Source organism: Haladaptatus sp. W1 (assembly GCF_001723155.1).
GTDB classification, from domain to species: Archaea; Halobacteriota; Halobacteria; order Halobacteriales; family Haladaptataceae; genus Haladaptatus; species Haladaptatus paucihalophilus.
In genome coordinates this window covers 1-15,477 of the sequence record NZ_MEIH01000371.1, presented here as the reverse complement: position 1 = coordinate 15,477, position 15,477 = coordinate 1, and the positions used below count along the sequence as shown (strand labels likewise).

Annotated in this window: 13 protein-coding genes, 1 tRNA gene and 2 rRNA genes; 11 read left to right on the top strand and 5 right to left on the bottom strand. The window is 60.8% G+C overall.

Annotated features, from left to right (window positions below; genetic code table 11):
- Nucleotides 1-24: 24 nt before the first annotated feature.
- Nucleotides 25-681, bottom strand: coding sequence for an HAD family phosphatase (locus tag BG842_RS22315; protein WP_069452519.1), 657 nt, complete (start codon nt 679-681; stop codon nt 25-27).
- Nucleotides 682-762: 81 nt separating this feature from the next.
- On the opposite strand from BG842_RS22315, the gene BG842_RS22310 reads away from it, so the two are divergent.
- The 4 genes from BG842_RS22310 to BG842_RS22295 all read left to right on the top strand — a co-directional run bounded on the left by BG842_RS22310 (nt 763) and on the right by BG842_RS22295 (nt 4,521).
- Nucleotides 763-1,512, top strand: coding sequence for an endonuclease NucS domain-containing protein (locus tag BG842_RS22310; RefSeq protein WP_069452518.1), 750 nt, complete (start codon nt 763-765; stop codon nt 1,510-1,512).
- Between the two features lie 119 nt (nt 1,513-1,631).
- On the top strand, nt 1,632-2,663 hold the full coding sequence (gene endA, locus BG842_RS22305) for a tRNA-intron lyase (protein ID WP_069452517.1): 1,032 nt from the start codon (nt 1,632-1,634) through the stop codon (nt 2,661-2,663).
- Nucleotides 2,660-4,222, top strand: a complete 1,563-nt coding sequence (locus tag BG842_RS22300; protein WP_069452516.1) for a tryptophan--tRNA ligase — start codon at nt 2,660-2,662, stop codon at nt 4,220-4,222. The genes endA and BG842_RS22300 overlap by 4 nt, the downstream gene beginning before the upstream one ends.
- A gap of 59 nt (nt 4,223-4,281) precedes the next feature.
- Entirely contained in the window at nt 4,282-4,521 is a 240-nt protein-coding gene (locus tag BG842_RS22295) for a hypothetical protein (protein WP_069452515.1), read from the top strand.
- Nucleotides 4,522-4,553: 32 nt separating this feature from the next.
- Here the strand turns inward: BG842_RS22295 and BG842_RS22290 are convergent, their stop codons facing one another.
- Entirely contained in the window at nt 4,554-5,210 is a 657-nt protein-coding gene (locus BG842_RS22290) for a trans-aconitate 2-methyltransferase (RefSeq protein WP_254663392.1), read from the bottom strand.
- A gap of 329 nt (nt 5,211-5,539) precedes the next feature.
- On the opposite strand from BG842_RS22290, the gene BG842_RS22285 reads away from it, so the two are divergent.
- The 3 genes from BG842_RS22285 (at nt 5,540) to BG842_RS22275 (ending at nt 9,402) form a co-directional block, all read left to right on the top strand.
- Nucleotides 5,540-7,048 (top strand): phenylalanine--tRNA ligase subunit alpha, encoded by a 1,509-nt coding sequence (locus BG842_RS22285; RefSeq protein ID WP_069452513.1) that lies wholly within the window; start codon nt 5,540-5,542, stop codon nt 7,046-7,048.
- Nucleotides 7,048-8,862, top strand: a complete 1,815-nt coding sequence (gene pheT / locus BG842_RS22280; protein WP_069452512.1) for a phenylalanine--tRNA ligase subunit beta — start codon at nt 7,048-7,050, stop codon at nt 8,860-8,862. The genes BG842_RS22285 and pheT overlap by 1 nt, the downstream gene beginning before the upstream one ends.
- Nucleotides 8,863-8,940: 78 nt before the next feature.
- Complete coding sequence (locus BG842_RS22275; protein ID WP_069452511.1) at nt 8,941-9,402, top strand: GNAT family N-acetyltransferase; 462 nt, start codon at nt 8,941-8,943, stop codon at nt 9,400-9,402.
- Between the two features lie 20 nt (nt 9,403-9,422).
- Here BG842_RS22275 and BG842_RS22270 read toward each other — a convergent pair whose 3' ends face one another.
- The 3 genes from BG842_RS22270 to BG842_RS22260 form a co-directional block, all read right to left on the bottom strand.
- The gene (locus BG842_RS22270) at nt 9,423-9,731 is read right to left on the bottom strand and encodes a hypothetical protein (RefSeq protein WP_069452510.1); all 309 of its coding nucleotides are present in this window, start codon (nt 9,729-9,731) and stop codon (nt 9,423-9,425) included.
- 133 nt (nt 9,732-9,864) lie between these two features.
- On the bottom strand, nt 9,865-10,923 hold the full coding sequence (locus tag BG842_RS22265; RefSeq protein WP_069452509.1) for a quinone-dependent dihydroorotate dehydrogenase: 1,059 nt from the start codon (nt 10,921-10,923) through the stop codon (nt 9,865-9,867).
- A 35-nt stretch (nt 10,924-10,958) separates the two neighbouring features.
- Nucleotides 10,959-11,156, bottom strand: coding sequence for a hypothetical protein (locus BG842_RS22260; protein WP_007982308.1), 198 nt, complete (start codon nt 11,154-11,156; stop codon nt 10,959-10,961).
- 242 nt (nt 11,157-11,398) lie between these two features.
- Between BG842_RS22260 and BG842_RS22255 the strand changes: the two genes are divergently transcribed.
- From BG842_RS22255 to BG842_RS30725, 4 genes are all read left to right on the top strand, one after another.
- On the top strand, nt 11,399-11,707 hold the full coding sequence (locus BG842_RS22255; protein ID WP_069452541.1) for a non-histone chromosomal MC1 family protein: 309 nt from the start codon (nt 11,399-11,401) through the stop codon (nt 11,705-11,707).
- 1,065 nt (nt 11,708-12,772) lie between these two features.
- A 16S ribosomal RNA gene (locus BG842_RS22250) occupies nt 12,773-14,245 on the top strand.
- A 125-nt stretch (nt 14,246-14,370) separates the two neighbouring features.
- Nucleotides 14,371-14,442: transfer RNA gene (locus tag BG842_RS22245), tRNA-Ala, on the top strand.
- A 216-nt stretch (nt 14,443-14,658) separates the two neighbouring features.
- Nucleotides 14,659-15,477, top strand: a 23S ribosomal RNA gene (locus BG842_RS30725); the annotation flags it as partial.

Here is a 15,477-nt window from a genome sequence, read left to right as displayed (position 1 = left end):
TTGTTTGGACCCTTCCAGTGGAATCTATTCCGTTTCTACAACCTTCGATAGCAGTTCCTCCCGCAATTCGGCGGGCGAGGAGACCACCACGTCCGCCATCGAGAGGTCGAGTTCCTTCGCGCCGTTCGGGTAGCCGACGCAGTACGTTCCGGCCCGAACCGCCGATTCGACGCCGTTTTCGGAGTCCTCGACCGCCGCACACTCGTCCGCTCTATAGTCGAGCAGTCCGGCCGCGTATTCGTAGATGGCGGGTTCCGGCTTGCCCGGCGCGTCGATGTCGTCCGCGCTGACGACCTCCTCGAACTCCAAATCGAATCGCTTGGTGACGATTTCTATCCAGTCGTGCGGGGACGACGAGACGAGGGCGACGTCCACGCCGTCCTCACGCAGGCCGTCGAGCAAATCGTGAAAGCCGTCCATCAGCGAGACGTGTTCGCCGTACAGGTCCTCGGCGATTTCGTTGTAGAGGGCGACGAACTCCTCTTTCGTCACGTCCGTTCCGTACTCCGCGTCCAGATAATCGTAGATTTCGCGGTAGTTCATCCCCGTTATCTCGTCGTCCTCGATGTCGTCGACGCCCACCTCCGGGAAGATGGTCTCCTCTTCGAGTTCCACCCAGAAGTCCTCGGAGTTCACGATGACGCCGTCCATGTCGAACAACACAGCGTTGGGTTCCTGCATTTCTGTCTTCCTCTGTTCTCCCGTTTCCCCCAAAACCCTTCGCCCGAAGATTTAAATCCGAACCCGCGACCAAACCGGCCCATGACCGACACGATTCGCGTGTTCGCCGGCGACTGTACGATTACCACGGACGGCGACGCGGAAGAACGGCGGCGCGGCGAGATGGTCGCCCTGCTCAAACCCGACGACACCCTCCTCGTCCACGACGTAGACGGCTACCAGCCCGTGGAGTGGCTCACCCGCGCCGAAACCGCTCACGCGTCGCTCGACGGGGATACCTTTACGCTCGTGGCAGCGACCGCCGACCGCCGCGTCCGCGTCGATTGTCACACCTGCCACGGAATTTCCCGCTATCCGGGGTCAGTCGTCGGGATTCCGGTCGGACCCTGTCCGCACTGCGACGGCACGCTGACGCGAGCGAAGGGGACGGTTTCCTGTCTCCGCTGTCGTCGGGCGTATCCGATTCCCCGCCACGCCAGTATCGGCGACGACACGTGCGACTGCGGTCTGCCGACCATGCACGTCGAACAGGGAGCGACGTTCGAACTCTGTATCGACCGTGACTGCGGGACGGTGTTGGACGCCGTTCGGGAGCGGTTCGACAGGAAATGGGACTGTCCCGAATGCGGAGCGGACATGCGGATTTTACGCCGCGGCGGTATTATCGCCGGATGCGACCGCTATCCCGACTGTGATACCGGTTTCGGCGTTCCGAACGGCCGAATCGTGGATTCGTGCGACTGTGGCCTTCCCGTCTTTCGAACCCGGTCCGGACGCCGATGTCTGAACACGAACTGCGAGGAGTTCCAAGAATCGCGGTCCGGAAAGTGAGTCCCCGGTCGAGTGTGACCGAGCGAAATCACGACCGACACCGGTGCTTCCCGGGCGTGGCGAGTCCTCGGCCGTGGAAAAGTCGCAGTGCCTTTGATGCCCCACGCTACAGAAGAGGTATGGATGGAACCCTACGCGACGACGAGGTACACGTCGGCGGCGACGCCCGCCAGCGGTACTACGATTCGCGTGGCTACGGTCGCCCGCTCGGTGGCAACGAGGTGGCCTTCTCGCGCGTCGAGGCCGCTCACCTGTTGCTCCGAGGTGACCTCGATTCGGTGGATGGCAACGGCTTTCGAGCGTTTCTACGGGAATCGACGGGTAACGGGTTCGCGTCTCGATTTCTCGTCTACGCCGACCTCCGGGAACGCGGGTTTTACCTCTCGCCCGACCGGGAGGGCTGGGTGTCGGACGCTCGGACCGATTCGGATTTCGTCGTCTATCCCCGCGGAAGCGGCCCGTGGGACGACGAGGTGCTGTATCGGATTCGCGTCGCAAGCGAGCGCGAGACGGTCCCCGTCTCGGAGTTGGGCGATACCGTCCTCGCAATCGTGGACGAAGAAAGCGAGATAACCTACTTCGAGACCGACCGCGTGGACGTTCGGGGAACGACTGACCACGAGGTCCCGACCGACCTGTCGGGGTCGCTCATCGCCGACCGCGTGTTGCTGTGGAATCCCCCGGACGAACTCCACGGGAAGTCGTTTTACGGCCAGCAGATGGGCGGCCGCGACGCGACCGGTATCCTGCAGTTGTCGCTCGTCGAGGCCGCACACCTCGTCGCGGAGGGGAACCTGTCGGTCGACGGTGGCTACGAGAAAATCGTTGAGCGCGGCGAGGAGGTCGAGGGCGACCGGTTCGACCGGCGGTTGCTGGTGTACCGAACCCTCCGAGAGCGGGGCGTGGTTCCGAAGACCGGCTTCAAGTTCGGAGCCGACTTTCGAACCTACGCCGACGTGGAGTCCGTGGAGAACCTCGGCCACTCCGAGTTCCTGATTCGGGTGCTTCAGGACGGCCACGAGTTTTCCCCGCGCGACCTCGCGCTGGACGTTCGATTGGCTCACGGGGTTCGAAAACGGATGGTTTTTGCACTCGTTACCGACAACGAACGAATAGACACTTGGCTGTCGGTGACACGACTTACACCATGACACGAGACGATTCATCCGAAAGGGGGACGGAACCCGTCCCTGACGGCGGCACCGCGACGGGAGAGGACGATGTTGTCCTCGACCCGTGGGGGTCGGCGACGGTCTCCGATTACCGCAAACTGTTCGAAGAGTTCGGCATCGAGGAGTTCGACGACGTGCTCCCCGACGTTCCGAACCCGCACTACCTGATGCGCCGGAGCGTCATCTTCGGCGACCGTGGTTACCGCCGCGTCACCGAAGCCATGCGGAACGACGAACCGTTCGCCGCGCTGTCCGGGTTCATGCCGACCGGAGACCCGCACATCGGGCACAAACTGGTGTTCGACGAACTCATCTGGCACCAACAGCAGGGCGGGGACACCTACGGTCTCATCGCCGACCTCGAAGCCCACAGCGCTCGCGGCCTGTCGTGGGAGGAAATCGACGAGCACGCGCGCGACTATCTCCTGTCGCTCATCGCGCTCGGATTCGACCCTGAGGAGGGGACGCTGTATCGCCAGTCAGAGAACCGCGAACTGCAGGATTTGGCGTTCGAACTCGGGTCGAAGGCGAACTTCTCGGAGTTCCAGTCCATCTACGGCTTCGACGGCGAAACCAACGTCTCGCACGTCCAGAGCGTCGTCACCCAGATGGCCGACATCCTCTACCCGCAACTTTCCGAGCCGAAACCGACCGTCATCCCCGTTGGACCCGACCAAGACCCGCACGTCAGGCTGGCGCGCGACTTGGCGGTTCGGATGCGGTACTTCGGCGTGACGAAGGCCTACGCGAGCTTCGAGGCGGACGAGGAGGAACTCTCGCACGTTGCGGCGGCGTACGAAGCGCGCAAGGAGTACGCGGACGACCCCGACATGCCGCGCTGTGAGGACGCGGCGGCGTGGCTCGCCGAAAACGGCGACCCCGACGTTCCGGCCGTCGAGACGACGATTTCGAAGCTCGAAAACGCCGGGATGGAACCGCTTCGTCCCCGCGTCCGGTTCCTCGACCGCAACGCGACCGAGGAAGCCTACGACGCCCTCATCGACGCCATCGAGGGCGAAAAGCGGGTCTTCGACGAGCACATCGACGTGTTCGACTACTCGCGCCAGGACGCGAAAGCGTTGGCCCGCGAGGTGGAGATGGACAACGGCGGCTACGGGTTCATCATGCCCTCGTCCATCTACCACCGGTTCATGACCGGTCTGACGGGCGGCAAGATGTCCTCGTCGATTCCGGCGAGCCACATCAGTCTGATGGACGACCCCGAGGACGGCTACGACAAGGTGAAGTCCGCGACGACGGGCGGGCGCGAGACAGCGGAAAAACAGCGCGAGTTGGGCGGGAAGGCCGACGAGTGTCCGGTGTACGAACTGTACGCCTACCTGCTCGCGGGGGACGACGACGAGTTCACGAAGCGGGTGTACGACGAGTGCGTCGGCGGCGAACGTCTCTGTGGCGACTGCAAGGAACAGGCCGCGCAGTTGATGCGCGAATTCTTGGAAGACCACCAGGAGAAGCGCGAGGAGGCGGAAGAACTGCTGGACGGACTCGACATCGAGTTGGAGTCCTCGCGCCGATAGCTCGAACCGGTTCGCACTTCGAAAAGCGCTTTGCTGACGGTTTTAAACGTAGTACCTAGATGAATCGCCTCCGTTTGCTGTTAGGACTCGGCGCGTTCGGCGTCGTCGGTGGTGGCCTCTCGATTTGGTACGGATTCCGAAACGAGATGTGTACCGTCGGTACCGGCGTCCAAAGCCAGTGCGGCCCGAACATCATCTTTCTGATCCCCGGCATCCTCCTCGCACTGGTCGGAATCGGACTCCTTCTGATGGCCTATCAGCGCGGTTCGTCCTCCCGGTCTCCTCCTATCGATGGTTAAAATCGGAACGCGTCAGTACCTCCTCGCCCCGGTCACTTCTCGACGACGACACACGGCGTAGCGGCGTCCACGAACGCCTCGTCCTCGGCATCGACCAGTTTCCAATAGTTCCGAGTGTCCGCCCCCGTCACTTCCCGAACGACCTCTTCGCTGATGATGTTCGCGCCGTCCAACACGAGTTCGAACGATTCGCGCTTTCTGCCCTCGAACTCCCTGTCGAACGTCTTCCTGCTCTCCTCGTTCGGGTAGTTTAGGATGAGATGGCCGCCCTCGCGGACGTGCGAATAGAGGCTCTCGATAGCCCGACGCGGTTCCTCGACGAAGTAGAGCGTGGCGACGCTGTACACCGCGTCGAACCGTCGGTCGGTGTCGAGGTCGGGCAGTGAATCGACGGCGAAGTGGAGGTTGTCGAGTTTCTCCTCGGTCGCTTTCTCCGCGTTGTCCCGAACCACCGTTTCGGAGATGTCGAACCCGAACACCTCGATGTCGGGGTGGCGCTCGGCGAGGAGGAACGGGACGACCCCGGGGCCACAGCCGACGGATGCGAACTCCTCGGGCGTTCCCTCACGCTCGAAAAGCCGCTCTACGAGGTCGGCCATCCGCTCGCCGCCGATGTAGGCACAGCGGTCGTAGTTCGCCCTGTCGTAGAACCGCTCCCAGTCCATCATGGAGTTCCCATGGCGGGGCACGGAATAAACTCCTCCGAATCGACCACACCGTTCCCGAGTCACGTGTCGCGCCCCGTGTTGCGCATCGACCTCTCCGAGTCGGGTATCCGTCCGTTCGCAACGTTTTTGTCGATTCTGTGCGACCCTTTACCCATGCCATCCGAATCCCATCGTGGCTGTGTCGCCGTTGACCACCGACCACCGACGGGATTCGACTTTTTCGTCGCGGCCTGAGCGACCGGTGGACTCCTCTCGCGGTAAGAGGACGAAACCGGCCGCGGCGGCCCGACTGGCTTCAGAAGGGCTAAACCGACGCAACGGGAGATACGACCAACGACTACCGAGTGTACATGAAACTACCAGAATCACAGGTCGCGGTGTTGGAAGCCGCGAGCGCGACCGACGAACGAACGATAGCGGACCTCGCCGAAGCGACCGGCCTGAAACCGGAGACGGTGACGGGTGCGGTCTTCGAACTCGAAGACGAGGACCTGCTGTCGGTGACCGAACGAACAGAGGAGTCCGTCTCGCTGACCGAGGAGGGAGAGGAGTACGCCGAGGGCGGCCTTCCCGAAATTGAACTGTACGAGGCGGCCGTCGAAGCCGGTGCGGGCGACGCGCCGATTCAGATGGGGCAAGCCATCGGCGCGTCCGGTCTCGGCGGACCGCAGGTCAACATCGCACTCTCGAACTACGCCCGGAAGGGCTACGGGACTATCGACAGCGGCGAAATCACGGCCGACCCCGACGCGAACCCCGACGAGGACGCGGAAGCGAATGCGCTTGCCCCGCTCGCGGCCGGTGAATCGGTGGACGACGCCGACGTTCTCGACCAACTGGAGAGTCGCGGTCTCGTCGAGCGCTCCGAATCGACGGTTCGCTCGGCGACGCTGACCGACGACGGCGTGACGGCGATGATGGAAGGTATCGAGGCGGCCGAGACGGTCGGTCAGTTGACGCCGGAGATGCTCACCAGCGGCGAGTGGCGCGACGTCGAGTTTGCGGAGTACAACGTCGCGGCCGACGCGGAGCGGATGGACGGCGGGAAGGTTCATATCCTCCGCCAGACGGCGAACCGCGTGAAGGACGTGCTCGTCGGGATGGGTTTCGAGGAGATGGACGGCCCGCACGCGGACGCGGACTTCTGGATAAACGACTGCCTGTTCATGCCCCAAGACCACCCGGCGCGGACCCACTGGGACCGCTTCGCGCTGTCGAACCCGACGGAAATCGGGGACCTGCCGGAGGACTTGGTGGACCGCGTTCACAGCGCGCACCTCGAAGGCGTGGGCGACCACGGCGAGGGCTATCACTCTCCGTGGGACGAGGACTTCGCGCGGGCCATCGCACTCCGCGGCCACACCACGTCGCTCTCGATGCGCTACCTCTCGGGCTACGCGCAGGGCGACCTGGAACCGCCACAGCGCTTCTTCAGCGTCGAGAAGGTGTACCGTAACGACACCCTCGACCCGACCCACCTGCTGGAGTTCTTCCAAATCGAGGGCTGGGTGATGGCCGAGGACCTCTCGGTCCGCGACCTGATGGGCACGTTCGAGGAGTTCTACGCCCAGTTCGGCATCACGGACATCCAGTTCAAGCCGCACTACAACCCGTACACGGAGCCGAGCTTCGAGCTGTTCGGCAACCACCCGGAGACGGGCGAACTCATCGAAATCGGCAACAGCGGGATGTTCCGTCCCGAGGTGCTCGAACCCCTCGGCGTCGAGTGCGACGTGATGGCGTGGGGCCTCGCCCTCGAACGCCTGTTAATGTTGATGTACGGCTTCGAGGACATCCGCGACGTGCACGGAACGCTGTGTGACCTCGAACTGCTCCGCGACGTGGAGGTGATTCACTGATGCCAACTGTCGATGTCAATCCCGACGAACTTCGCCGACTGACCGGCCACGACGAGAAGAGCGACGACGAACTGAAGGAAGATATGTTCGGCCTCGGGCTGGAGTTCGAAGGCGAAACCGAGGACGGCGACATGCAGTTGGAGTTCGCTCCGGATCGTCTGGACCGCCTCTCCATCGAAGGCGTGGCTCGGTCGCTTCGCTACCAGTACGGCGACGACACCGGCGTCTACGTGCCGAAGACGAACGACCCCGACTGGACTATCGAGGTGGACGAGAGCGTCCCCGACGAGCGACCCTACGTCACGGGTGCCATCGTCCGCGGCCTGAACCTGAACGAGGAGGCGCTCGATTCGCTCATCCAACTGCAGGAGAAGCTCCACGCGACGATGGGCCGCAAGCGCGCGAAAGGTGCCATCGGGATTCACGATTTGACGATGCTGAAAGGACGCGATGCGCGGAGCGCATCGGAACGGGCGAGCGGCGTCTCCGGGAGCGAAGCGACCGGAGGCTCGGAAGCGCGACGTGCTTCCGGCGAAGCCGCGAGCCAGCCTGCCTCCGAAGACGGGAGTAACTCCATCCGGTACGTCGGCGTTGACCCCGATGGAGATCGGTTCGTCCCGCTCGATTCGGATGCCGAGATGACGCCCGAGGAAGTCCTTCGCGCACACCCGACCGGCGAGAAGTACGCCGACCTCGTGTCCGAGTACGACCGGTATCCGGCCATCTACGACGACATCGGTCTGTTCTCGTTCCCGCCGGTCATCAACGGCCGCCGGACCGAGGTCGAAACGGAGTCGCGCGACCTGTTCATCGAACTCACCGGCACGGACCAGTGGACCATCGACAAGATGTGTGCCATCATCTGCTACGCGCTCGACGCCCGCGGCGGAACCATCGAGGAAGTCGCAGTCGAGTACGACGACCGGACGCTGGTGCGACCGGACTTCGAGGTGACGACGAAGACCGTCACGCACGACCGAATCGAGACGCTGCTCGGCATCGAGTTCACCCCGGACGAAGTGGTGGAACTGCTGGCACGCTCCGGCCTGTCCGGTGAGGCAGAGGAAGCAGAGGACGGAACCGTCACATACGAGGTCGAGATTCCGCCCTACCGCGTGGACGTGCTCCACCCGGTAGACATCGTGGACGACATCGGTCGCGCCTACGGCTTCAACGACCTCTCGCCGCGCTATCCCGACGTGGGGACGGTCGGCGGGAGACACGAGCGCTCGCAACTCGAAGACGCCGCCCGCGAAGTCCTCGTCGGCCTCGGCTTCGAGGACCTGCTCAACTTCCACATGATCAGCGAGGAGGAGAACTACGAGCGGATGCGCGTCGAACCCGGAACCGACGTGATTGGCGGCGGCACCCCGGCGGCCATCAAGAACCCCTACAGCGAGGATTACACCATGCTCCGAACGTGGGCGCTCCCCTCGCTCATGATGGTGCTGGAGAACAATACCCACCGCACCTACCCGCAGGACCTCACGGAAATCGGTCTGGCCGCGCGAGTGGACGAGAGCGAGAACACCGGTGTCGCGGAACACCGAACGGTCGCTGGCGTCCTCGCCCGTCACGACGCCTCCTACGAGGACGCGAAGGCCCGTCTGCAAGCCGTCGCGCGGAACTTCGACGTCGGCCTCGAAACGCCGCCAACGGAGCACCCGACGTTCATCACCGGGCGTGCGGCGTCCGTGGTCATCGACGGCGAGACCGTCGGCGTCATCGGTGAGATTCACCCCGAGGTGCTCGTGGAACACGACTTGGAAGTCCCCGTAACGGGATTCGAATTCCGGTTGGACGCACTGGAATAACCGCGAACGAGGGAACCGAGTGAGCGGGCGCGTCCCACAGTCGAACAACCTAACTTCGTTCTCTTCGACCGTTTCTCTATGATGTATGAATTCTCTCCCATTTCCGCTGACGACGTGGACGCTATCGTCTCGTGGCGGTACGACCCGCCATATGATTTCTACGACATGGACAGCGACCCGGAAGACCTCGCGCTGTTCACGAACCCCACCAACTGGGACGGCTACTACGCGGTTTTCGACGGGGATGGTGAGCGAGTGGGCTTCTTCTCCTTCGAAGTGGACGCCGACACGCTCGAAATCGGACTCGGCATGCGTCCCGACCTGACCGGGGACGGACACGGGCAGTCGTTCGTCGAGGCGGGGTTAGCGTTCGCCCGCGAGGAGTACGACCCAGCGGCGTTCTCGTTGTCAGTTGCGGCGTTCAACGAGCGGGCGAGTTCGGTCTACGAGGCGGTCGGTTTCGAGCGCGTCGAGACGTTCCTTCAAGCGACTAACGGCGGCGAGTATCCGTTCGTGAGAATGCGATCCGTCGTCGAGTAACCGTCCGTCGCGGTTCAGCCTCAGTCCGCGTCGTGTGCGTATCCCGATTGCTCGTCGCTCGTCGATGGAGTCCGAACGTATCGGCTGTGCGCCATCGTCTCCGTCATAGCGACCGCCAAGAGGTAGTACCACGGCTTCCGTGCGACGGTCGTACGGAGCGCGTGGCTCGGCGGTACGACCCAAATTGCGAGCGTGACACAGAGTAGGGCGTGTGACACGGGTCGGTACTCTCGCCGAAGGAGGACGACCAGCGTGCTCAACAGCAGTCCGAGCTCGAACGAATGAATCTCTGCCCACGTCGAAAACCACGTGCTGGGGACCGAAGCCATAGCCCGACAACAACGGGACGTCCCTTCAGTACGTGTTCCGTTCCATCCCGGAAGCCGGACGTTGTTTTCGAACGTCGATTCCACCGTTCCCCTTTCGACTTTCAAACGACCGTTTACTCCTTCGGTTCGATGGCTACTGGAGGTCCGCCCCGATGGCTTCCTCGATACTGTCGTAGCCGTCCCGGTCGAGGAGTTCGAGGAGTCCTTCGTTGATGTCGCGGGCGATGGACGGCCCACGGTAGATAAACCCGGTGTACAACTGGACGATGTGCGCTCCCGCGCGAATCTTTCGGTAGGCGTCTTCGGCGGTGAAGATTCCCCCGACACCGACTATCGGTACGTCCACCCGTTCGGCGGCAAAACGGATCATCTCGGTCGCACGCCCTTGGATGGGAACCCCCGACAGACCGCCCTCCTCGTGACGGTTCTCGCTTCGAAGCGAGTCCGGGCGATCGGTGGACGTGTTCGTGGCGATGACGCCGTCCAATCCGAGTTCGGTCACGAGGTCCAGTGCGTCCGTGACCGCCGGTTCTGGCAGGTCCGGCGAGAGTTTCACGAGCAGCGGACTCGCACCAGCGTCCTGCAACGTCGTCAAAATCCGTTCGAGGTTCTCGCGGTTTTGGAGTTCGCGGAGTCCCGGCGTGTTCGGACTGGAGACGTTTACGACGAAATAGTCCGCGTGCGACGAGACGCGCTCGTAACTGTACAAGTAGTCTTCCTCCGCCGTCTCCAACGGTGTCGATTTCGACTTACCGATGTTCGCGCCGACGGGGACGTCGGGGAGCGACTGCGTTGCCATGCGTGCCCCGATTCTGTCCGCCCCGTGGTTGTTGAATCCCATCCGGTTGATGATTCCTTCGTCCTCACGAAGGCGGAACATCCTCGGTTTGGGGTTCCCCGGTTGTGCTTCGGCAGTTACGCCCCCGATCTCGACGTGCCCGAAGCCGAGGCTCGCCAGTACGTGTGGTATCTCCGCGTTCTTATCGAACCCAGCGGCGACGCCGACCGGATTCGGGAACGATTGGCCGAACGCTTCGACCGTCAGTCGCGGGTCATCGACCCGATAATACAGTTCCAGCAATCGCTCGATAGGCGTTCTCTGTACCGTTTTCAACAGCGTGTGTCCCGTCCCGTGGGCACGTTCCGTCGGCAATTGAAATAAAAGCGGTCTAACGACGTCGTATCCCTTCATCGTTCTGAGAATCGTCTGCGGTTTGGCCGCAGCGACTAAAATTCGTGCTCGACCTCGTCTTTGTCCGCCTTCTGGATGATAATTTTGTCTTCCCGAACTCGTACGAAGACTTCGTCACCGATTTCCATGCCGGCGACGGCGAGTTCGTCTTCGTGTAGGTTGACGTGGACGTTGTGGTACTCCCCGTCTTCGTCTTTCGCGCCACTCGGGCTGAGCTTCTTTTTCCGTACCATCGCGGTATCTTATGCAGTCCTTCACCGTAGGATGTACTTAAGTGTTTTCTACCGTACTGTTCCGCTCCGCTTTCCTTAGAAATGCCCTATGAGCCGAGACCACTTACCTTGCTCGGCCTGTTTTCGACAGCAAAACCATGACACGGCGTAACTCTCGTATTTATGTCTATCGGCGAAAACCGCTCATATCGGCGATATATTTATAATGGCCCCTGTGCTGGGTTGGCATGGAGGAGAAAACCATGGTACGAGACGATGGTAAGCGAAACTTTGCACTGCGCCAATCGGACGGAGATGAATCGAGTGTCTTTTCGGGCAACACCCCACGACAGGCCGCGCTCAAAGCGGCGCGTCGACTCGACCCGGGTAGTTCCGAAGATGCTGCGGACAGAATCGAACTTCGGCTTCGGGAAAAGGGTACCGACAAGGTACACATCTACGAGGGTTGGGCGTGGCACGAGGAGGCTCCCGACGACAAACCTGACTGGATGCCCAGCGAAATAACTGAGGCAAACGTCTCCAAACAGGGCATCGAGCACCTGGACGAGTGAGTCGTACGTATTCAATCACGAGCGTTTTATCCGATTCGTACGTAATATATTGTACTTCGCATGCGTGTACTGCAGAAAGGTTTTTGCGTGTCTCGGCGAAACAGCAAGGTGCGCGAGGCACATCCGACCGGACTACACGCACGACGCGTGGGATGACGGTTTGGCCTCCGCTCGCGCAATAGATTTACTCACTGTCGACAACAGCGACCTGTTCGTGAGCTACCGCTGTGAGGGACGTCCTCCGTGAGTTAGTCGATATTCATGCGGACTCGTGTGATTCTCGGCAACCGCTGTCTACTGTTCTCAAACTCGTCCGATTCGTTTGCCCTCCCAGTGGCACGAGTTTCACGAGAAATTCCCTCGTATGCTTTCCCCGTTTTGTCCTCCCGACTCTCTAGTAATGCTAGTCAATATATGCCGATGAGCCTTTCATTCGACGGCCTTAAGTGTATCTCCCGATTTTGTGTGAATGCGAACGACGTCTCGTGGTTTGCCCCGCGAGGTGGCCGCCCAAATCCGGCGCATTTAAATATGCGATTAGCGGATTCGGGCGAACGAAAACCCAATCCAATGCCCTTAAGTGTATGGGGGCACTCGGATGTGATGTACACGGCGTCCCGCGGTTTGGGACGAACGGAACACACCCAATCCGATGCCCTTAAGTACAACAGGGCACTCGGATTGAATACGAAGCGCCTCCGGCCCACAACCGGCCGGGGGCGGGCGAAATCCGACGCCCTTATATGATAGGGTCGTCAGGATACAAACGCGAAGAAAGACACAGACGCGATCTGTGGGGCGTTCAACTCGTCTCACAATCTCGGACAAACGAGGTTCGAAGGGTTTAATACTCTTCCTCGCCTCTACTCAAGTCCGAAGGAAATGAGGATTCCACCCCTGCGGTCAGCCGTATATGATGGAATCTGATGTTAGCCCTGGCAGTTCGGTGACACCCGTCCAGTTACTTGGTTCGGGGTCGTCGAACTGACGGACCAACGTATATGCGACACTATACATGCATTAGCATGTCTCCGCCAGACCCACCGAGCATTGTGCTCGGCAACCATTCCGGTTGATCCTGCCGGAGGCCATTGCTATTGGAGTTCGATTTAGCCATGCTAGTTGCACGAGTTTAGACTCGTGGCGGAAAGCTCAGTAACACGTGGTCAAACTACCCTATAGACCAGGATAACCTCGGGAAACTGAGGCTAATCCTAGATAACGCTCCCCTGCTGGAATTGCAGGGAGCCGGAAATGCTCCGGCGCTATAGGATGTGACTGCGGCCGATTAGGTAGACGGTGGGGTAACGGCCCACCGTGCCGATAATCGGTACGGGTTGTGAGAGCAAGAGCCCGGAGATGGATTCTGAGACAAGAATCCAGGCCCTACGGGGCGCAGCAGGCGCGAAAACTTTACACTGCACGACAGTGCGATAAGGGAACTCCAAGTGCGAGGGCATAACGTCCTCGCTTTTGTGTATCGTAAGGTGGTACACGAATAAGAGCTGGGCAAGACCGGTGCCAGCCGCCGCGGTAATACCGGCAGCTCAAGTGATGGCCAATTTTATTGGGCCTAAAGCGTCCGTAGCCGGCCAGACAGGTCCGTCGGGAAATCTGCTCGCTCAACGAGCAGGCGTCCGACGGAAACCCGCTGGCTTGGGACCAGAAGACTCGAGGGGTACGTCTGGGGTAGGAGTGAAATCCTGTAATCCTAGACGGACCGCCGATGGCGAAAGCACCTCGAGAGGATGGATCCGACGGTGAGGGACGAAAGCTAGGGTCACGAACCGGATTAGATACCCGGGTAGTCCTAGCTGTAAACGATGCTCGCTAGGTGTGGCACAGGCTACGAGCCTGTGCTGTGCCGTAGGGAAGCCGAGAAGCGAGCCGCCTGGGAAGTACGTCCGCAAGGATGAAACTTAAAGGAATTGGCGGGGGAGCACTACAACCGGAGGAGCCTGCGGTTTAATTGGACTCAACGCCGGACATCTCACCAGCATCGACAATAGCTGTGACAGTCAGTGTGATGAGCTTACTAGAGCTTTTGAGAGGAGGTGCATGGCCGCCGTCAGCTCGTACCGTGAGGCGTCCTGTTAAGTCAGGCAACGAGCGAGACCCGCACTCCTAATTGCCAGCAGCACCCTTGTGGTGGCTGGGTACATTAGGAGGACTGCCGCTGCCAAAGCGGAGGAAGGAACGGGCAACGGTAGGTCAGCATGCCCCGAATGTGCTGGGCTACACGCGGGCTACAATGGTCGAGACAATGGGTTGCAACCCCGAGAGGGGGCGCTAATCTCCGAAACTCGATCGTAGTTCGGATTGAGGACTGAAACTCGTCCTCATGAAGCTGGATTCGGTAGTAATCGCGCTTCAGCAGAGCGCGGTGAATACGTCCCTGCTCCTTGCACACACCGCCCGTCAAAGCACCCGAGTGAGGTCCGGATGAGGCCATCAGGCGATGGTCGAATCTGGGCTTCGCAAGGGGGCTTAAGTCGTAACAAGGTAGCCGTAGGGGAATCTGCGGCTGGATCACCTCCTAACGAACGAGATCAGGCCGACGTGCCTGACTCACTTTGGGATTATCCTCGACGACCTCGACCACGCAACTGGTCGGGCACCTTTGAACTGCCAGGGTTAACATAGCCCTCGCCTCGTGGCGAGGCGGGCCCATAGCTCAGTGGTAGAGTGCCTCCTTTGCAAGGAGGATGCCCAGGGTTCGAATCCCTGTGGGTCCATGGCTTGGGACGGTTCGAATCGTGCCCCTTAAGTAGTGGGCGGCGAAACGAACTACTCCCAACAAACCGATGCACCAACCCGTGAAAACGCGGTTGGGAAGGGTTCGATACACGCACTCGGCGACCACCGTGTCGTGTAATGACAACCGTATGTACGTGCAATCCAGACGTCCACTGGACTCACATATCGTGAGTTAACAGTGAAACCAAGTTATTCCAACGTGGCTACTGTGCCACCTGGTGAATGGCTCGGCTCGAGCGCCGACGACGGACGTGCCAAGCTGCGAAAAGCTGTAGGAAGCCGCACGGAGGCCAAGAACTACAGATCTCCGAATGGGAATCCCCCCGCAATTGCCTCGCGCAATGGGGAACGCCGAGAACTGAAACATCTCAGTATCGGCAGGAACAAAAAGCAAACGCGATGTCGCTAGTAACGGCGAGTGAACACGACAAAGTCCAAACCGAAGCCCTCACGGGCAATGTGGTGTATGGACTGACATTCATCATCGGAACCGTCTCATGAAGTCTCCTGGAACGGAGCATGAAACAGGGTGACAATCCCGTAATGAGAATCAGTACGATGTGCGTCAGCTCCCGAGTAGCAGGGGTCGGAAATCCCTTGTGAATGTCGCGGGCAACGACCGCGAAGACTCAATACGACTCGAGACCGATAGCGAACAAGTAGTGTGAACGAACGCTGAAAAAGCACCCCGAAAAGGGAGGTGCAATAGGGCCTGAACTCAGGTGGCGATGGAGCGACAGGCACAAAAGGCCCACCGAAAAACGACCCGGGCGCAAGCCCGCAGTAGGAATCGGTGGGAGCCGGTGTTCTGTCGTACGTTTTGAAAAACGAGCCAGGGAGTGTATCTAATTGGCGAGCCTAACCCGAGTATCGGGGCAGGCATAGGGAAACCAATACGGCCGCAGCGCTTTGCGTGAGGGCCACCGTCTTCAAGGGCGGGGAGTCAACTGGATACGACCCGAAACCGGATGATCTACGCATGAGCAAGACGAAGCGTGGCGAAAGCCACGTGG